Here is a 17,124-nt window from a genome sequence, read left to right on the forward strand (position 1 = left end):
GCCAACAAAACCGGGGGGAGGCCCCACGTAGGCACGCCTCCCCTCCCTTGTGTGCCTGCGCCGCTATGAGTGGGCCGGGGGCAAGACCAGCTGATTGACCACCAGCATGATCTCTTGATAAGTGGCCTCGACCGTCTCGGGGGTCGGCTCCAGAATAAGGTCATCGGCATAGCCGTTGATGAGGGAGGTGATCTGACGCGCCAGTCGCCGGGCATCGCCCGCCACAAACTCGCCGCTGTCGATCCCCTTTTGCAGGATCTGCTCCAGCACCTCGCGCCACGCCAGAATGATTTTGCGGTAGCTCTCGGCAAATACCGGGTCGCGCAGCGACTCGTTCCAGGCATCCAGATAGATGGCCCAGGAGGCATCCTGACTGGTCGGCAGGTTGTCCCGCACGAAGAGCGGCAACGCTTCGCGGGCAGGCAGCGGCAACAGCCACTCCCGCTGCTCGGCGATCTCCTGATAGGTGAAACGCTCCACGGCACAGAGGCAGAGCTCCTTCCAATCCTTGAAGTAGTGGTAGACGTGGCTGCGCGCCAGACCGGTGCGTTCGGCAATATCACGGGTTGACGATGCCGCCATCCCCTTCTCTCGAAACAGGGCCAATACGGCCTCGATGATCATCTCTTTGCGCTGTTCTGCTGATGGGCGTGCCATCTGACCTCCTGCGATATCAATCGACTTGCTTGACTTTGAGCAGTCGCTCAAACAAACTTTGAGCACTTGCTCAAACCTAGCGTTTCCGACATCTTAGGAGATAACCCATGACAACACCAACCACTTCGGCAGCCAGTTGCGACGAGCAGGCCACGCCGTTGCCACACTCGGCCGGTCGTTCGCTGGGGGCGATTGCACGGGCCAATCCCCTCAAGCTGGCGGGCACCTTCTCGCTGGTGGCCCTCGAAAACATCCTGCTGGTGGTCTATCCCCTGTTCGCCGGCTTTGCCATCGACGCCATCGTCAAAGGCCAGTGGTGGCAGGCTTCAAGCTACGCCCTGATCGTGCTGCTGTTCTGGCTCATCGGCGCCCTGCGCCGGGCGGTCGATACCCGCACCTTTACCCATATCTATGCGGCACTGGCGGTGCCGGTGATCCTGACTCAGCGCCAGCAGCAGGAGGGGCAATCCACCATAGTGGCGCGGGTCACCCTGGCGCGGGAGTTTGTCGACTTCTTCGAGAAACATATCCCGATCCTGGCCACCAGCCTGATCTCCATCGTCGGTGCGGCCGTGATGCTGATGGTGATCGAGTTCTGGGTCGGCATCGCCTGCATGGGGGTATTGCTGCTGTTCGGCCTGCTGCTGCCCGGCTTTTCGCGCAAGAACCAGCTGCTGCACGAGCGGCTCAACGATCGGCTGGAACACGAGGTCAAGCTGGTCACTCATGCCCAGTCAGCCAGCCTCGCCCGCCACTACCGCGCGCTGGCCTGGCTCCGTATCCGGATTTCGGATCGGGAGGCGCTCGCTTTTCTGGCGGTCGGCATCAGCGCCGCCCTGCTGTTCCTGCTGGCCATCACCATGCTGATGGCCCAACCCCAGGTCTCGGCAGGCCATGTCTATGCTGTGATGACCTACCTCTGGAACTTTGTCACCAGCCTGGATGAGGGGCCCGGTCTTGCCGATCAGCTGGCCCGACTGAGAGACATAGGCCGCCGGGTCAATACCGCCCAACCAGATGAAATTATTTGATTTTTGTATCTGTAACCGGAGTAGAAGATGAATCCGACCACCCTTTGCCAACGAGCGTTGACCATGTGCATCAGCTGTTTCTTCCTCGCCGCCTGCGGTCCCAAGATGAGCGACTTTGAGCCCAACACCAGCTACTGGTTCAAGGAGAAACCGGCAGAGGAGAGTGCCCCGCTGGCGCAAGACCTGAAGGTGGATATCGCCATCATAGGTGGCGGCTACAGCGGCCTCTCCAGTGCCTGGCATCTGGCCAAGGCCAATCCGTCGCTCAAGATCGCCATCTTCGAAGCCAAGCAGGTGGGCAGCGGCGCCTCGGGGCGCAATGGCGGCATGGTGCTGCCGGGCTCCGAGGTGATGGATCTCTACGAAGAGGGGGAGGCGAGCAAGCGCCACTACGATCTCACCGTCGCCAGCATGCGCAAGCTGCAGGCGCTGGTCGCCTCAACCGGCGTCGAGGCCGATCTCAAGCTCGATGGCTATGTGGAGGCGATCCTCGATGAGGAGGATATCCCCGAGTACCGCGACTATGTGAAAACCGCCAATCGCCTCGGCATCCCGCTCCAGTACTGGAACGCCGATACCACAGAGGAAAAACTCGGCACCGATCGCTACGTGGGGGCGGTCTACGACCCCAATGGCGGTCAGGTACACGCCATGAAACTGGTCAATGCCCTGCGCAAGGCGGTGGAGCAGGCGGGCGTCACCATCTACGAGCAGAGCCCGGTAATGGGGATCAAGGAGGGCAAGCAGATCGAGCTCAATGTGGCCGACAAGTACAAGGTGAGCGCCGACAGCATAGTGCTGGCAACCAACGGCTATACCTCAAAACTTGGCTACTTCAGCGGACGGGTCTTTCCGGTGCACGCCCAGAGCGCCGTCACCGAGCCGCTTACCAAAAAACAGCTGGCCGCCATCCAGTGGCAGAGTCGGGTGCCCTACTACGACACCCGCAACATCCTGTTCCATCTGGTATTGACCCCGGATAACCGCATCGTCATCGGTGGCGGCAATGCCGAGTACGTCTTCAACGACGGCCTCAACTACAAAGGCGATCTTAACCGGGTCAGCGAGATGATGATGACCGAGCTGGTGACCCTCTATCCGGCCCTCAAGGGGATCAAATTTGAGCAGGTGTGGGACGGGGTTCTCGGCATGACCGGCGACAGCACCGAAGCGGTGGGGGTGATGGGGGATCACAAGAACATCTACTACGCCCTCGGCTACAACGGCCACGGCATCAACCTCTCCTTCCTGTTTGGCGACATCGTGGCCAGCCTCTATCAAGGCAAGGATCACCCCTGGTTCAACCACGCGGAGCAGACGCTGCCAATGTGGCTGCCGCCAGAGCCGTTCAAGTCAATCGGCGTCAAATCTGCCCTGATGTACTACCAGTGGCAGGACAAGGGCTACGACGAGTAACCCACCAACGAGCAACAGAACAAGGCACGCCTCAGGGCGTGCCTTTCTGCAATACCGCCACATCGGCGTGGGGGAAGCTGAGTTCGGCCTGCCAGCTGGCGGCCAGCACCTGAAACGATGCCTCGGCAAAGAAGACGATATGGGTCGGGTCGTGACGATAGCGCCAGCTTTTAAACCGCTCGTCACTGAGCACCCGCTGGGTCTGCAGCACCAGCAGGCCACCGGGCTTGAGGCAATCCCACAACTGCGCCAGCACCGTGCGCGGCTCGGCGATATGCTCTATCACCTCGGTACTGGTGATGAAGTCGTACTGACGCGTCAGCAACTCGGGAAAATCGGCGTAGAACTTGTCATATCCCGCCATCTGGTAACCCGCCTCGCGCCCCATCGCCACCAACGCGGGGCCCGGGCCACAGCCAAAATCGAGGCCACTGGCAGGGGTTGGCACCCGTGCCAGCACCTCACCAAAAGCCCGCATCAGAAAGCTGCGATAACGGGGATCATCCACCCTGTTGTCGTGACCGTCATAGACAGCCTTCTCCGCAGCCTCATCCAGATGATCCGCCTCATCCAGCCAGACCAGCTCGCACGCGAGGCAGCGATGATAGCGCTTGCCCGCCACCGGCAGAGGATAACTGCGATGGCTGGCACACAGGGGGCAGCTGACGGTGGATGACATGGCGGTTCCTCTTGGGGGCTTCCTGTTGGATAACAGCGGCGCAGATTGCCTGCCCGCTGCCTCGCTGACAACTTTTTTTGCTCCTTAAGGGTTTCTTAAGTTTGCCCTTTTACTCTCAAACCATCGCAAGAGAAGGAGTCACCCATGACCATCGAGATCCAGGCCCCCTACCGATTGCTGCTAGCCAAGTCCCCGCAGCAGGTCATGGCGCTGCAAACCTATATCCAGGCCGCCTACACCCTCGAGTTCAATGCCCGCATCCCCCATTTTCTCCCCTGCCTGCTGGGGCTCTATCGGGCGGACGGGACGCTGGTCGGTGCCTGTGGTCTCAATCATGCCAGTGAGGGGCCTCTCTATCTGGAACAGTATCTGGAGCAACCCATCGAGGCCGCCATCAACACCCGCCTCGGGGTCTATCCGGCACGCAACCGCATTATCGAAGTGGGCAATCTGGCCTGCAGCGAACCGGGCAATGCCCGCCTGATGTTTGCTGCCCTGTGTCGTCTGCTGTGTGAAAACGCCCTCGACTATGTGGTCTTTACCGGCACTGCCAAGCTGCGCAACAGCTTTGCCCGCCTGCAACTCAACCCGGTGGAGCTGGCCCCCGCACAGGCCCATCAGGTGGGAGCCGACGCCGACGCCTGGGGTGAGTACTACCGCTGCCAGCCCAAGGTGATGGTGGGAGATATCAATCAGGGACGCGAGGTGCTCGCCCAGAGCAGCCTGCTGCTCAACCTGCTGGCCCCCATGCCGACCCTGTTTGACGATGCCGGCAAGAGCAGTGATAACCAGACCCATCAAAAAAGGTGCGCCCAATGAGCCTGTTCGACGCCATCGCCAAACATGCCCGCGAGAATCCGCAATCCCCTGCGCTGTTGAGCAGCCAGCAGCGTCTCGATTACCAGACCCTGTGGCAACAGATCCAGCGTCTGGCCAGTCAGCTGCAACAGCTCGACATCAACCGTCTGGCGCTGCAACTGGACAACGGCCTGCCCTGGGCGCTGATGGATCTGGCCTGCACCAAAGCCGGTATCGTGGTCATACCGGTGCCCCACTTCTTCAGCCTTGAGCAACAAGAGTGGCTGCTGGAGAGCAGCGGCGCCGATGCGCTGGTGGGGCCACATCATCAGGGGTGGCATGCCGCCGAGCCGCTCTCGCTGATCACCGGCGAGCTGCCGCTCTGGCGCCGCAAACCGGCAAACCTCCCGGCATTGCCACAGAGTACCGCCAAGATCACCTACACCTCCGGCACCACGGGCCAGCCCAAAGGGGTCTGCCTCTCGCTGGCCAGCATGATGGCGGTGTGCGAATCGCTGGCCGAGCGTGTCGCGCCAGCCAAGGTGGAAAAACACCTCACCCTGCTGCCGCTGGCCACCCTGCTTGAGAACCTCACCGGCCTCTATGTGCCGCTGCTGACCGGCGCCTGCAGCCGCATTCCGTCCCTCGGGGAGCTCGGTTTCACCGGATCCAGTTCGCTCAATCCAGCCATGCTGGGGGAGGCCCTGCTGCGCTGGCCGACCCACAGTCTGGTGCTGGTGCCCGAACTGCTGCGCCTGCTGCTGGCGCTCTGCATCAGCACCCCGACGCTGGCCCAACAGCTCAAAAGCTTGCGCTTTATTGCCGTCGGTGGCGGCAAGGTAGCACCCGACCTGATCAAACATGCCCGCCAGCTCGGCCTGCCGGTGTATGAGGGATATGGCCTCTCGGAGTGCGGCTCCGTGGTGGCGCTCAACAGCCCGGATGCTGACAAACCCGGCAGCGTAGGCCGCCCCCTGCCCCACTGTCAGGTCACCATCGCCAGCGACGGCGAAATTATGGTGAGCGGCAGTGCCATGCTGGGCTATCTCGGCAGCAACGAACCGGCTCCCGAACAGATCGCCACCGGCGAACCTTCTGCCATGCAGGTCGCCACAGGCGATCTGGGTCATCTGGATGATGAGGGCTACCTCCATATCACCGGGCGCAAGAAGAATGTCCAGATCACCGCCTTTGGCCGCAACTTCTCCCCCGAGTGGGTGGAGGCCGAAGCACAGCTTTGCCCCGCCATCGCCCGCATCGTGGTCTTTGGCGATGGTCAACCCGCCAACGTGGCGCTGATCCAGCCCCTGCCGGGCAAAGAGGCGGATCTGCCCCGCCAGATCGCCGGTCTGAACCAGCGACTGCCCGATTATGCCCGGCTGCACCACTGGTTGCCGGTGGCACTAGACCAGCATCCCGGCCTGCTGACCGCCAACGGGCGCCCCCGTCGCAACGAGATTTACCAACACTTTTCCCGGCAAATCAGCCAATGCCTTACAGGAGAATCGTTATGAGCTTCTATCAGACTCTGCAACAAGCCACTGCCAGTGAGCGTGAGCATCTGTTCAACGCCCCCATTATCGAAGCCTGTCGCCGTGGCGATATCAGCCGTGATACCTATCTCGCCTTTCTGGCGCAAGCTTACTACCACGTGCGCCACACAGTTCCGCTGCTGATGGCCACCGGCGGCAAGCTGGGTCAGGAGTACGAGTGGGTGCGCGGTGCCATTGCCGAGTACATCGACGAGGAGTATGGCCATCAGGAGTGGATCCTCAACGATATCCGCGCCTGTGGCGGTGATGCCGAAGCGGTGCGCCACGGCCAGCCCGGGCTGCCCATCGAGCTGATGGTCGCCTTCCTCTATGACCAGATCCAGCGCGGCAACCCCATGGGCTTCTTCGGCATGGTGCAGGTACTGGAAGGCACCAGCGTCGCCATCGCCCTCACCGTCGCCGACCAGCTGAAAAAGGGCCTCGGCCTGCCACCGCAGGCGATGAGTTACCTGAGCTCCCACGGCGCCCTGGATCAGGAGCACCTCAAGTTCTTTGAATCCTTGATGGATAAGGTCGAGAGCCCGGCAGATCAGGCCGCCATCATCCACGGGGCCAAGGTGGTCTACCGCCTCTACGGCGAGATGCTCTACAACCTCACCGCCACACCGTAAGTTGGCAGCGGATCAGCAGACAGCAAAAAGGGAACCCACACCATGAACCTTGAAGGGAAACTCGTGCTGCTCACCGGCGCCAGCGGTGGCATAGGTGAGGAGCTGGCGCAGGAGCTGGCGGCCCAGGGGGCCCACCTGCTGCTGCACGGACGTCGCGGCCCGGCACTGGAGCGGCTGTGCAAGTCACTGCCTCATCCCGAGCGCCATCAGGTGGTGCTCGCCGACCTCGGCTCTGCGCAGGAGCGGGCCAAGCTATTGCAACACCCTGCGCTGGAGGACGGGATCGACATCCTGATCAACAACGCTGGCTGCAACCAGTTTGCCTGGCTGGAAGATCAGAGCTTCGAGCAGGTGGAGCGCCAGCTGCTGCTCAATATCGAGGCGCCCATCCAGCTCACCCGTGCCCTGCTGCCAACCATGCGCAAGCCGGGGATCATCATGAACATGGGGTCGAGCCTGGGCAGCATCGGCTACCCCGGTTACAGCGTCTACTGCGCCAGCAAATTTGCCCTGCGCGGCTTTAGCGAAGCGCTGGGACGGGAGCTGGAGGGGAGTGGTATCAAGGTGCTGCACTTTGCCCCCCGCGCCACCCGCACCAAGCTCAATTCCGAAGCCGCTTACGAGATGAATGCGGCGCTCGGCACCCAGACCGACAGCCCGCAGGAGGTGGCCGAAGAGGCGGTCATCGCCCTGTGCAACGAAACCCGCCGCAGCTGGCTCGGCTGGCCGGAAAAACTGTTCGTGCGGCTCAATGCCCTGCTGCCCGGCATCGTCGACAAGGCGCTGGCCAGACAGCTGCCGATCATCAAACGTTATGCCCGTCATCTTCAGCCAGGGACGGCTGATGCCGGCGCCAACAGTGCGCCACAACCAGACTTGTCCCGCCCGATCCCGACCAAGAAGGAGCATTAATATGAATTTTGTCCGTCAATCAGTGACCTCTTGTGCCATCGCCATCCTGCTGGGGTCCTCCTCGGTCATGGCCGCGGGTGATGCCCTCGTCCCCATCCAGCAACAGTGGGCCGTCTGCCAGTATCAACAGACCGGCAAGGCGAAAGAGAGCTGCCTCGAAACCTTGAGCACCCAGGCCGAAGCGGCCAGCGCCAAGGAACCCTTTCGCGCCGATCTGCTGATCTGGTCGGCCATCGTCAAGAGCACCTGGGCGGGGGCCAAAGGCGGGCTGGGGGCGCTGGGGCTGGTGAAAGAGGCCAAGGCCAAGCTGGAGCTGGCCATCAAGCAGGATCCCAAGGCGCTGGATGGCTCCGCCTACACCAGCCTGGGTTCGCTCTACTATCAGGTGCCCGGCTGGCCGGTCGGTTTTGGCGATGACGAGAAGGCGGAGCAGCTGCTCAAGCAGGCGCTGGCCATCAACCCGACCGGCATCGACCCCAACTTCTTCTACGGCGACTTCCTGCTGGATCAGGGCCGCAAGGCTGAGGCCAAAACCTATCTCGACAAGGCGATGGCAGCTCCAGCGCGCCCGGGCCGGGAAGTGGCGGACGAGGGCCGAAGAATGGAGATCCGCGAGCGGCTCGCCAAGCTGTAAAGTTCTGCCGTATCAGAGATCTATTTAAACTCTGCCCACCAGCTTGCATACTGGTGGGCAGAGTCGTTTCAAGGGGAATAACAATGCGGATCCTGCTGGTTGAAGATGATGTGATGCTGGGGGATGGTATGCAGGATGCACTGCGCCATAGCGGCTATACGGTGGACTGGCTGCAACAGGGGTTGCCCGCTCTGGCAGCCCTCAAGAGCGACGAGTTCGCCGCCCTGATCCTCGATCTCAATCTGCCCGACATCGATGGCCTCAGCCTGCTGCGCAAGTTGCGGCGTGAAGGACACCAACTGCCGGTGCTGATCCTCACCGCCCGCGATGCGCTGGACGATCGGGTGGTCGGCCTCGATGCCGGCTCCGATGACTACATGGTCAAGCCCTTCGCCCTGCAGGAGCTCAACGCCCGCCTGCGCGCCCTGGTTCGTCGCAGCAAGGGGCAGGCTCAGGCGGTGCTGGAGTATGGCGATATCCTCATCTATCCCGAATCCCAGCAGGTCACCTATCAGGGGGAAGCGATCAAACTCACCCCCCACGAATACAAGTTGCTGCAGGAGCTGATCAGCCAGAGCGGCCGGGTGCTGAGCAAGGATCAGCTGCAACAGAGCCTCTACGGCTGGGACGAGGGGGCCGAAAGCAACGCGGTAGAGGTGCATATCCACCATCTGCGCAAGAAGTTCTACAGCGACCTCATCCGCAATATTCGCGGGGTCGGCTACATCATTCCCCAGCTCGAACAGCCAAGCCGGACACCCGCACGATGAAACGTCCCCGCTCCATTCGCCGCTTTCTGCTCACCGGTATCCTGACGCTGGTGAGCCTGAGTCTCACCATCAGCGCCTTTATCGGCTACATGGAAGCGAGCCACGAGATGGAGGAGCTGTTTGATGCCCGCCTCGCCCAGTCGGCCCGCATCACCAACCAGCTGCTGGCCCGCTACATGGCCCAGCAGGGGCAGTTGCCCGCCAACGGCACCGTCTATCAGGAGTGGGAGGCGCAAAACCCCGATGAGTGGCAAAAAGATCCCGGCCTCAACCTGACCGGCGAGGATCGGGAGATCACCCCCTACGGCCACGAGTTCGAACGCAATCTCTACTTCCAGCTGCTCGATGAAAAGGGCGGCTTGCTGCTGCGCGCCCCCAGCGCCCCTGATCAGCCGCTGGTCACCCTGGCTATCGGCTTCGACACGGTCGAAAAAGATAATCACCAGTGGCGCACCTTCACTCTCTACAACCAGCAGGAGCAGACCTGGCTGGTGGTGGCCGAGCGGGACGACGAGCGCAGCGAACTGGCCAGCAAGATGGCCACCCTCACCATGCTGCCGCTGCTGATCACCCTGCCCTTCCTGCTGGCCCTGCTCTGGTGGCTCATCACCCGCGGGCTGGCCCCCCTGCGCCAGCTGGCCCAGGCCATCAGCGAACGTCACCCCGCCAACCTGAGCCCGCTCAGCCTCAAGATAAGCGCGCAGGAGCTGACCCCCCTCACCAACGAGATCAACCGGCTGATGCAGGCGCTGGCGGAGACTATAGAGCGGGAGAAACAGTTCACCAACGAGGCGGCCCACGAGCTGCGCACCCCGCTGGCGGTACTGCGGATCCACAGTGAAAATGCCCTGGCTGCCGATGATGACGCCAGCCGCCAGCAATCCCTGCACAAGATGTTGCAGGCCCTCGATCGCAGCGATCGGCTGATCCGCCAACTGCTGACCCAGGCCCGTATCGACAACCAGCAGGGGCTGGTATTGACCGAACTGGAGGTGGGCCACCTGCTGCAAGGCACCCTCGCGACGCTGGCTCCCATTGCCCTCAAGAGGGATCAGCAGCTGTCGCTGGAGTGTGAAGTGCCGCAGCTGGTGATGGGGCAAGCCACCCTGCTCGAACTGCTGTTCAGCAACCTGATCGACAATGCGCTGCGCTACACCCAGCCGGAGGGCGAGATCAGGGTGCGGGTTCAGCGAGAGGGCAACCGGGTGAGGGTGGATGTGAGCGACAATGGCCCCGGCATTCCCGCCAGCGCCTTGCCCCGGCTGTATGAACGCTTCTTTCGGGTCAATCCCCAGCAGGGGGATGGCGTGGGGCTCGGCATGGCCATCGTCTCGCGTATCGCCCAGTTGCACGGCGCCGACCTCGATGTCCACAACCGGCCGGAAGGGGGGCTGGAGGTGAGCGTGTTACTCCCGCTCCCGCCGGCAAGATAAGCGATAAGTAAAGAGCCCGCGATGCGGGCTCTTTACTTTCAATGACAATCTGGCTGCACGGTAAAGGTTCGACTGGAGTCCACCGGGCCCAGCTCCGCCAGCAGACGTCGGCCCAGCAGCACCGGATAGATCATCTTGCTGCGATCCCGCAGGGTAAACCACTCCTCATACACCTTGTCCCCCAGACAGATGGACATGGTCACCGTTGGCCGCTGCTCCATACCACCCGCCCCACGCACCGTCACGCTGCGCTCGACCCGCCGTTCGAACTGCTGCTTGACCAGTTTGCCGCTGTCGGCATCAGTTACCACCAGCATGAAGCGCACCCAGGGTTTACCATCCCGTTTGAATCTGGTGATGGAGCGTGCATCGAGGGAAGAGGTGAGTGCCCCGGTGTCGAGTTTCATCTTCACCGCCACGCCGGTGGGCAAAATAAGCCCCTTCTCGATCCAGCCATAGCTGGTCGGGGTCTCTGCCAGCGCACTGCCACACAGTGCCAGCATCAGGGTGATCCCCACCATCATCTTGCCCATTTTACTGCCCAGCCTTGTCAATCCTGCGCCCAGATCTACCACAGTCCCATTGTGGGTCAATCCGATTTATTTCAGCTACTTGGATAATATCTGGCGGGTCAGGAGAGAGACGACAAAGAGTGGCCGAACGGCGGCCCAAGCGAGCGGGAATATCGAAGGAGAGCAAGGCACCGAACGGTGCTGGATGAAACTGGTGGTTAACCTCAGGTTGTGACGCCAAAGGCTACCACAACAATGAGCGAATTATCAGTCTTGTTCTGAAGGGATTTTTGCCTACACTGTTGTAAACCGGAGGGCCTGAAAACCACCGGTTTTTTTGCGCCTGCCGAAAATTTGCCACTGCAAAAGTGACTTTCAACAAGGCTCAATAAGGAATTTGTAATGCGTATCGAAGAAGACTTGAAGCTCGGTTTCAAGGATGTCCTGTTCCGCCCCAAGCGCTCTACTCTCAAGAGCCGTTCCCAAGTAAGCCTGACCCGTCAGTTCACCTTCAAACACACTCAGACCCAATGGCAAGGCGTACCCGTTATCGCCGCCAACATGGATACCGTCGGCAGCTTCGCCATGGCGCGCACGCTGGCCGGTTTCGAGATGATGACCGCGGTACACAAGCACTACAGCCTTGAGCAGTGGCAAGCTTTCGTCAACGAGACCGACCCGACGCTGCTGGGCCATGTGATGGTCTCCACCGGCACCTCGGCTGAAGATTTCGCCAAGACCCGCCAGATCCTCGCCATGTCCGAAGCGCTGCGCTTCATCTGTGTCGACGTGGCCAACGGCTACTCCGAACACTTCGTCGAATTCGTGCGCAAAATTCGTGAAGCCTGCCCCAACCACGTCATTCTGGCGGGCAACGTGGTGACCGGCGAGATGGTCGAAGAGCTGATCCTCTCCGGCGCCGACATCGTCAAGGTCGGCATCGGCCCGGGCTCCGTCTGTACCACTCGCGTCAAGACCGGCGTCGGTTATCCGCAGCTCTCCGCCATCATCGAGTGTGCCGATGCGGCCCACGGCCTCGGCGGCCAGATCGTCGGTGACGGCGGCTGCACCTGCCCGGGCGACGTCGCCAAAGCATTCGGCGGCGGCGCCGACTTCGTGATGCTGGGCGGCATGCTGGCAGCCCACGAAGAGTGCGGTGGCGAGATCGTCGATGTAGACGGTGAGCCCTTCATGAAGTTCTACGGCATGAGCTCCTCCAGCGCCATGGACAAGCACGCTGGTGGCGTCGCCGAATACCGCGCCTCCGAGGGTAAAACCGTGCTGCTGCCCTACCGCGGCCCGGTCGAGAACGCCGTGCGCGACATTCTGGGCGGCGTGCGCTCCACCTGTACCTACGTTGGCGCCAGCCAGCTGAAAGAGTTGACCAAACGCACCACCTTCATCCGGGTACGCGAGCAAGAGAACAACGTCTACGGCAAGGAGTAACCTGCCACAGACCGCCGTCACGCGCTGACGGTTAGAAGCCAGTCAACCGGTGTGCTACCCTGCGCACCGGTTTTTTTGCATCTGGGATCCCGAGCCATGACCACTCCCCTGCCCCCGTTTGACTGGGACATCTTCTGCTGCGTCGTCGACAACTTCGGTGACATCGGCGTCACCTGGCGACTTGCCCGCCAGCTAAAACGGGAGGGGAATATTGCGGCACATGGCAATGAGGTTCAGGTGCGGCTCTGGGTGGACGATCTGGCAAGTTTCGCCCGCATCTGTCCCGGGCTCGACCCGGCGCAGGATGGTCAGTGGGTCGATGGCATCTATATCCAGCACTGGCATGAGTCCCTGCCGGCTGACATGACCCCGGCCAGAGTGGTGATCGAGGCCTTTGCCTGCGAGCTGCCCGTCCCCTTCATTGAGCGAATGGCCGAGCAGATGGCGAGCCAACCCAGCCCCCCATGCTGGATCAATCTGGAGTACCTCTCGGCGGAGAGCTGGGTCGAGGATTGCCACGGCCTCGCCTCGCCCCAGCGGGTTGGCAATAAAAGCCTCAACAAATACTTCTTCTTCCCGGGCTTTACCGCTAAAACCGGCGGCCTTTTGTGCGAGCACGACCTCATCGCCGAACGGGAAGAGTGGCAGCAGGATGAAGCGGGACTGGCAGCCTACTGGGCCAGTCTCGGTTTGCCGCCAAAACAAGAGCACGAGCTACGGGTCAGCCTCTTTACCTACGAGAGCGATGCGCTGCAAAGTCTGGTCGAGAGCTGGTGCCAGAGTGCCACGCCCGTCACCCTGCTGCTGCCGCTGGGGCGCTCTCTCAACGATGTGCTCACCGGTGCCGGTCTGGCAGATGCCATCACCACCGCCCAAGCGGGGGATCTGCTCCACGCGGGCAACCTCACCATCAAGCTGCTGCCGATGACCGATCAGGCCGGTTACGATCGATTGCTGTGGAGCTGCGATCTCAATCTGGTGCGCGGGGAGGACTCCTTCGTGCGGGCCCAGTGGGCAGTTCGTCCTTTCCTCTGGCATATCTACCAACAGGAGGAGGAGGCCCATCTGGTCAAGCTGGAGCAGTTCCTCGACCACTATCTTGCTGATCTGCCTGCCGATTGCGCCCAATGGCTGCGCCGCTTCAATCTGGCTCTCAACCGTGGTGAAGATTGCCGCGCACTCTGGGCCCAATGGCCGCAATACAGCGCGATTTGGCAGCAACATGGGCGACTCTGGTCACAGAAGCTGCTCCGGGATGGGGATCTCGTCACGAGGTTGGTGAAATTTCTGGAAAGCCGTATATAATCTGGCAGTTTTTATCCGTCCGTTTCACGAACAGGAATTTTTTACATGAAAACCGCTCAGGAAATCCGCGCTGGTAACGTAGTCATGATCGGCACCGAGCCGATGGTGGTCCAGAAGGCTGAATTCAACAAATCCGGCCGTAACTCCGCCGTGGTCAAAATGAAGCTGAAAGGCCTGCTGAACGGCAGCGCCACCGAGACTGTCTTCAAGGCCGACGACAAGCTGGACGTTGTTCAGCTGGAGCGTAAAGAGTGCACCTACTCCTACTTCTCCGACCCCCTGTATGTCTTTATGGACACCGAGTACAACCAGTACGACGTAGAGAAAGACAACCTGGGTGACGTGCTGAACTACCTGGTAGACGGCATGGAAGATCTGTGTGAAGTGACTTTCTACAACGAGAAAGCCATCTCCGTAGAACTGCCGACCACCATCGTGCGCGAAGTTGAGTACACCGAACCGGCTGCCCGTGGCGACACCTCCGGTAAAGTGACCAAGCCTGCCCGTCTGAAAGGCACTACCTACGAGCTGGCTGTTGCCGCTTTCGTAGAGATCGGTGACAAGATCGAAATCGATACCCGCACCGGTGAATTCAAGCGTCGCGTCAACTAATTGACCGCTTTGAATTGATTGCAAAAAAGCGAGCCAACGGCTCGCTTTTTTATTGCCTCCGAGTTGTCATCACACCACCCGCCTTCAGAAAATCCCGCCGCCGCCGCTAACCCAGATAACCGGGGGAGCACACTATGGCCAGATTATCCTTATCACTGCTGTTATTGACCATGCTGGCTGGCCATGTCGCGCAGGCGAGCGAGGTCGCGCCCCCCGTTGCCGAGCCAATACCCCTCGACCACTGGCAAGCGAGCGACTGGAAAGGGATGCCCGATGCCACCCAAATCGACAAGCAGACGGTGCTGTTTGCCAAACATGACAGTGAAAACTATCTGGGGCTCGCCATTTTACTGCCCGACTGGCAGCGCAGCGGCCAGCTGTGGCAACTGACTCGCGCCCTCGGCCGACTGGGCTTTGATACTCTGCTGCTGCTCCCCTCCCCCCAACAGACCGAACTGGACCCTGCCGCCGAAAAAAAAGCGAAAAACAGCGATACATTTCGCAAACAGTTTGCCGAGCGGATCAGCAAGCTGGCGGATGCCAAGCTGCAGGAGGGGGGCTTCAAGCTGATCCTGGCGCAAGGTACCGGCGCCGCCTGGACTGCCAACCTTATCGCCAGCGAACAGTTGCCCGCCCCCGACGCGCTGGTGCTGCTCGATGGCTTCTTCCCCAATCAGCAGAGCAACCAGACCCTGGCCAAACAGGTGGCTCAGGCGGCCATCCCCACCCTGGATCTCTATCAGGAGGATGGCGGTCGCTGGCCCCTGCTGGCCGCCGAGGCCCGCAGAAGCGAGAGCCGGCGCAGCAACAAGCTCAACTATCGCCCCTACGCCCTGATGGAGCTGGAGGAGACCCCCACCCGCATTCAGGGCTGGCTCAACCATCTGGGCTGGCTCTAAACCGGCCGCTACCGTGGCGCAATAAAGCGCGCAAGCTCACATCTGCCGGATAAAGCCCAGCCATGACACAGCGGCAGGCTGGCCCTGACTGCATCCTCTTTGGCATCATGGCCTCTCGAACCTGAACAATGGCAGGAAGGCCCATGCAGCAGATTGTGTTTCTCGACAGCGATACCCTGGATGCGGGCATCACCCTGCATCACCCCGACTTCCCACACCACTGGCAGAGCTATCCCTGCACTGCCCCGGAACAGGTGGTGGAGCGGCTCAAAGATGCCAGCATCGCCATCATCAACAAAGTACGGATCGGCGCCGCCGAACTGGCCCAGCTGCCGGAGCTCAAACTCATCGCCTTGGCCGCCACCGGCAGCGACAACGTGGATCTGGAGGCGTGCCGCGCCGCCAACGTCGGGGTGTGCAACATCCGCAACTACTCGGGCCCCTCGGTGCCGGAACATGCCATGGCGCTGATGCTGGCCCTGTCGCGCAACCTCTTCTGCTGGCGCCAGTCGTTGCTGGAGGGGCGCTGGCAACAGAGCGGCCAGTTCTGCTTCTTCGACCACAACATCATGGATCTCCACGGCAAGCAGCTTGGCATCATCGGCAAGGGAACCCTGGGTCAGGCGCTCGGCGAGCGGGCCAAGGGAATGGGGATGACGGTACGTTACGCCCAGAGCCAGATCGGTGGCAGCCACGACGAAGATCGCCTGCCGCTCGACGAGCTGCTGCAAAGCTCGGATGTGATCAGCCTGCACTGCCCGCTCACCCCCTATACCCGCAACCTGATTGGCGAGCGGGAGCTGGGCTTGATGAAACCGGGCGCCCTGCTGATCAACGTCGGCCGTGGCGGTCTGGTGGATGAAGAGGCGCTGCTGCGGGCGCTGGCCAACGGCAGCCTCGGCGGTGCCGGCTTCGATGTGGCGAGCGTCGAGCCCCCGCCCCCCGACCATCCCCTGATGAAGGCGCTGCAATACCCCCACTTCATCCTCACCCCGCATGTAGCGTGGGCCAGCGAGGAGTCGATGCAGCGTCTCGCCGATCAGCTGATCGACAACATCAACGCCTTTGCCGCCGGTCGCCGCCAGCACCGGCTGGTGTAACCGCACGAGCGAGTAACCGTAAAATCGAGTGACCACACCATGCAAAACGGGACCAACAGGTCCCGTTTTGCATCTTCCGCACTCACTGCACACGCATCAATCGTCGTCATGCCATCTGTGCTTCTTATGCTTCTTGTGCTTTTTGTGGTGCTTGTGATGGTGGTCATCATCATCGTAATAGCGATCCTGACTCTGGTGGCCATCGCCGGTCTTTGCACCGATGGCCGAACCGCTCGCCCCGCCGACCCCGGCGCCGATCAGCTGACCGGTATCACCACCGACACTCTTGCCGATGGCGGCACCGCCCAGCGCCCCCACCGCGCCGCCAAGGGCCGCTTCATTCTTGTTGCCCTTGTTGGCCGTCGCAGCCCCACCGGCAGCTCCGCCCAACGCAGCCCCCACCAGCGCACCGGTATCGCCACCCAGCTCCTTGCCGATCATGGTGCCCGCCACACCACCTGCGCCGCCACCCAAAATGGTATTGAGGGTCTCGGAGGCGTGCACGGTCGTGCTGCCAGCCAGCAAGGCGCCCAGCAGTGCCAGTGCGCGAAGAGCACGCGAATTCATCTCCATGGGTACTCCTGTCAAATCTGATTAATTTCCTCTGCACTATACAAACCGGCAGGCAGCAAACCAGTGGGTGACTAGCGGCAAGTAGATTTTCACTTGAAACCCTGCAATAGGCGTCACCGGCAAGCCCGAATTCAATCTCTTGAATAACCACAAGAAATTTTTTATTTCACAGGTATGGCGTGT

General features: G+C 61.3%; 18 protein-coding genes. 14 read left to right on the forward strand and 4 right to left on the reverse strand.

All coding sequences use genetic code 11. From position 1 onward, the window contains the following. Nucleotides 1–63: 63 nt before the first annotated feature. Nucleotides 64–657, reverse strand: coding sequence for a TetR/AcrR family transcriptional regulator (locus A9G06_RS01920; RefSeq protein ID WP_005335070.1), 594 nt, complete (start codon nucleotides 655–657; stop codon nucleotides 64–66). 107 nt (nucleotides 658–764) lie between these two features. On the opposite strand from A9G06_RS01920, the gene A9G06_RS01925 reads away from it, so the two are divergent. Both A9G06_RS01925 and A9G06_RS01930 read left to right on the forward strand, forming a co-directional pair. Continuing rightward, on the forward strand, nucleotides 765–1,688 hold the full coding sequence (locus A9G06_RS01925; protein ID WP_069554096.1) for an ABC transporter six-transmembrane domain-containing protein: 924 nt from the start codon (nucleotides 765–767) through the stop codon (nucleotides 1,686–1,688). Nucleotides 1,689–1,715: 27 nt separating this feature from the next. After that, nucleotides 1,716–3,104 carry an FAD-binding oxidoreductase gene (locus A9G06_RS01930; RefSeq protein ID WP_069554097.1) on the forward strand — a complete coding sequence of 463 codons (1,389 nt, stop codon included), beginning with the start codon at nucleotides 1,716–1,718 and terminating at the stop codon, nucleotides 3,102–3,104. A 31-nt stretch (nucleotides 3,105–3,135) separates the two neighbouring features. Here A9G06_RS01930 and A9G06_RS01935 read toward each other — a convergent pair whose 3' ends face one another. Next, the gene (locus A9G06_RS01935) at nucleotides 3,136–3,783 is read right to left on the reverse strand and encodes a class I SAM-dependent methyltransferase (protein ID WP_069554098.1); all 648 of its coding nucleotides are present in this window, start codon (nucleotides 3,781–3,783) and stop codon (nucleotides 3,136–3,138) included. Nucleotides 3,784–3,927: 144 nt separating this feature from the next. On the opposite strand from A9G06_RS01935, the gene A9G06_RS01940 reads away from it, so the two are divergent. The 7 genes from A9G06_RS01940 (at nucleotide 3,928) to A9G06_RS01970 (ending at nucleotide 10,494) form a co-directional block, all read left to right on the forward strand. After that, nucleotides 3,928–4,602 carry a thermostable hemolysin gene (locus A9G06_RS01940; RefSeq protein ID WP_042054595.1) on the forward strand — a complete coding sequence of 225 codons (675 nt, stop codon included), beginning with the start codon at nucleotides 3,928–3,930 and terminating at the stop codon, nucleotides 4,600–4,602. Further along, the gene (locus A9G06_RS01945; protein WP_069554099.1) at nucleotides 4,599–6,095 is read left to right on the forward strand and encodes an AMP-dependent synthetase/ligase; all 1,497 of its coding nucleotides are present in this window, start codon (nucleotides 4,599–4,601) and stop codon (nucleotides 6,093–6,095) included. The genes A9G06_RS01940 and A9G06_RS01945 overlap by 4 nt, the downstream gene beginning before the upstream one ends. Then, a complete protein-coding gene (locus tag A9G06_RS01950) occupies nucleotides 6,092–6,745 on the forward strand; it encodes an iron-containing redox enzyme family protein (RefSeq protein WP_064340823.1) in 654 nt (217 codons plus the stop codon). The genes A9G06_RS01945 and A9G06_RS01950 overlap by 4 nt, the downstream gene beginning before the upstream one ends. Before the next feature lie 42 nt (nucleotides 6,746–6,787). Further along, the gene (locus A9G06_RS01955) at nucleotides 6,788–7,657 is read left to right on the forward strand and encodes an SDR family oxidoreductase (protein WP_042082681.1); all 870 of its coding nucleotides are present in this window, start codon (nucleotides 6,788–6,790) and stop codon (nucleotides 7,655–7,657) included. A gap of 67 nt (nucleotides 7,658–7,724) precedes the next feature. Next, nucleotides 7,725–8,291, forward strand: a complete 567-nt coding sequence (locus tag A9G06_RS01960; protein ID WP_253182300.1) for a tetratricopeptide repeat protein — start codon at nucleotides 7,725–7,727, stop codon at nucleotides 8,289–8,291. Nucleotides 8,292–8,374: 83 nt separating this feature from the next. Beyond that, nucleotides 8,375–9,061 carry a response regulator gene (locus tag A9G06_RS01965; RefSeq protein WP_069554101.1) on the forward strand — a complete coding sequence of 229 codons (687 nt, stop codon included), beginning with the start codon at nucleotides 8,375–8,377 and terminating at the stop codon, nucleotides 9,059–9,061. Further along, a complete protein-coding gene (locus A9G06_RS01970; protein WP_069554102.1) occupies nucleotides 9,058–10,494 on the forward strand; it encodes an ATP-binding protein in 1,437 nt (478 codons plus the stop codon). Before A9G06_RS01965 ends, A9G06_RS01970 begins: the two co-directional genes overlap by 4 nt. A gap of 38 nt (nucleotides 10,495–10,532) precedes the next feature. On the opposite strand, the gene A9G06_RS01975 is transcribed toward A9G06_RS01970, so the two are convergent. After that, nucleotides 10,533–11,027: a RimK/LysX family protein gene (locus A9G06_RS01975; protein ID WP_081990717.1), complete on the reverse strand. Its 495-nt coding sequence runs from the start codon at nucleotides 11,025–11,027 to the stop codon at nucleotides 10,533–10,535. A 381-nt stretch (nucleotides 11,028–11,408) separates the two neighbouring features. On the opposite strand from A9G06_RS01975, the gene A9G06_RS01980 reads away from it, so the two are divergent. From A9G06_RS01980 to A9G06_RS02000, 5 genes are all read left to right on the forward strand, one after another. Then, nucleotides 11,409–12,452 carry a GMP reductase gene (locus tag A9G06_RS01980; protein ID WP_069554103.1) on the forward strand — a complete coding sequence of 348 codons (1,044 nt, stop codon included), beginning with the start codon at nucleotides 11,409–11,411 and terminating at the stop codon, nucleotides 12,450–12,452. Nucleotides 12,453–12,548: 96 nt separating this feature from the next. Beyond that, nucleotides 12,549–13,757, forward strand: a complete 1,209-nt coding sequence (gene earP / locus A9G06_RS01985; protein WP_069554104.1) for an elongation factor P maturation arginine rhamnosyltransferase EarP — start codon at nucleotides 12,549–12,551, stop codon at nucleotides 13,755–13,757. A 45-nt stretch (nucleotides 13,758–13,802) separates the two neighbouring features. After that, nucleotides 13,803–14,369, forward strand: a complete 567-nt coding sequence (gene efp, locus A9G06_RS01990) for an elongation factor P (protein WP_005335100.1) — start codon at nucleotides 13,803–13,805, stop codon at nucleotides 14,367–14,369. A 134-nt stretch (nucleotides 14,370–14,503) separates the two neighbouring features. After that, nucleotides 14,504–15,268 (forward strand): DUF3530 family protein, encoded by a 765-nt coding sequence (locus tag A9G06_RS01995; protein WP_069554105.1) that lies wholly within the window; start codon nucleotides 14,504–14,506, stop codon nucleotides 15,266–15,268. 143 nt (nucleotides 15,269–15,411) lie between these two features. Next, nucleotides 15,412–16,368 carry a D-2-hydroxyacid dehydrogenase gene (locus A9G06_RS02000; protein WP_069554106.1) on the forward strand — a complete coding sequence of 319 codons (957 nt, stop codon included), beginning with the start codon at nucleotides 15,412–15,414 and terminating at the stop codon, nucleotides 16,366–16,368. 96 nt (nucleotides 16,369–16,464) lie between these two features. On the opposite strand, the gene A9G06_RS02005 is transcribed toward A9G06_RS02000, so the two are convergent. Beyond that, entirely contained in the window at nucleotides 16,465–16,941 is a 477-nt protein-coding gene (locus tag A9G06_RS02005; RefSeq protein ID WP_042061095.1) for a YMGG-like glycine zipper-containing protein, read from the reverse strand. Nucleotides 16,942–17,124: the final 183 nt, after the last annotated feature.

This window comes from Aeromonas sp. DNP9, from assembly GCF_001728955.1.
Taxonomy (GTDB): domain Bacteria; phylum Pseudomonadota; class Gammaproteobacteria; order Enterobacterales; family Aeromonadaceae; genus Aeromonas; species Aeromonas veronii.

Bases quoted from the DNA above. Each gene is read 5' to 3' on its own strand.
- efp (WP_005335100.1), top strand. From the start codon at position 13,803: ATGAAAACCGCTCAGGAAATCCGCGCTGGTAACGTAGTCATGATCGGC.
- A9G06_RS01965 (WP_069554101.1), top strand. From the start codon at position 8,375: ATGCGGATCCTGCTGGTTGAAGATGATGTGATGCTGGGGGATGGTATG.
- A9G06_RS02000 (WP_069554106.1), top strand. From the start codon at position 15,412: ATGCAGCAGATTGTGTTTCTCGACAGCGATACCCTGGATGCGGGCATC.
- A9G06_RS01925 (WP_069554096.1), top strand. From the start codon at position 765: ATGACAACACCAACCACTTCGGCAGCCAGTTGCGACGAGCAGGCCACG.
- A9G06_RS01930 (WP_069554097.1), top strand. From the start codon at position 1,716: ATGAATCCGACCACCCTTTGCCAACGAGCGTTGACCATGTGCATCAGC.
- A9G06_RS01980 (WP_069554103.1), top strand. From the start codon at position 11,409: ATGCGTATCGAAGAAGACTTGAAGCTCGGTTTCAAGGATGTCCTGTTC.
- A9G06_RS01970 (WP_069554102.1), top strand. From the start codon at position 9,058: ATGAAACGTCCCCGCTCCATTCGCCGCTTTCTGCTCACCGGTATCCTG.
- A9G06_RS01935 (WP_069554098.1), bottom strand. From the start codon at position 3,783: ATGTCATCCACCGTCAGCTGCCCCCTGTGTGCCAGCCATCGCAGTTAT.
- A9G06_RS02005 (WP_042061095.1), bottom strand. From the start codon at position 16,941: ATGGAGATGAATTCGCGTGCTCTTCGCGCACTGGCACTGCTGGGCGCC.
- earP (WP_069554104.1), top strand. From the start codon at position 12,549: ATGACCACTCCCCTGCCCCCGTTTGACTGGGACATCTTCTGCTGCGTC.
- A9G06_RS01950 (WP_064340823.1), top strand. From the start codon at position 6,092: ATGAGCTTCTATCAGACTCTGCAACAAGCCACTGCCAGTGAGCGTGAG.
- A9G06_RS01940 (WP_042054595.1), top strand. From the start codon at position 3,928: ATGACCATCGAGATCCAGGCCCCCTACCGATTGCTGCTAGCCAAGTCC.
- A9G06_RS01920 (WP_005335070.1), bottom strand. From the start codon at position 657: ATGGCACGCCCATCAGCAGAACAGCGCAAAGAGATGATCATCGAGGCC.
- A9G06_RS01995 (WP_069554105.1), top strand. From the start codon at position 14,504: ATGGCCAGATTATCCTTATCACTGCTGTTATTGACCATGCTGGCTGGC.
- A9G06_RS01960 (WP_253182300.1), top strand. From the start codon at position 7,725: ATGGCCGCGGGTGATGCCCTCGTCCCCATCCAGCAACAGTGGGCCGTC.
- A9G06_RS01955 (WP_042082681.1), top strand. From the start codon at position 6,788: ATGAACCTTGAAGGGAAACTCGTGCTGCTCACCGGCGCCAGCGGTGGC.
- A9G06_RS01945 (WP_069554099.1), top strand. From the start codon at position 4,599: ATGAGCCTGTTCGACGCCATCGCCAAACATGCCCGCGAGAATCCGCAA.
- A9G06_RS01975 (WP_081990717.1), bottom strand. From the start codon at position 11,027: ATGGGCAAGATGATGGTGGGGATCACCCTGATGCTGGCACTGTGTGGC.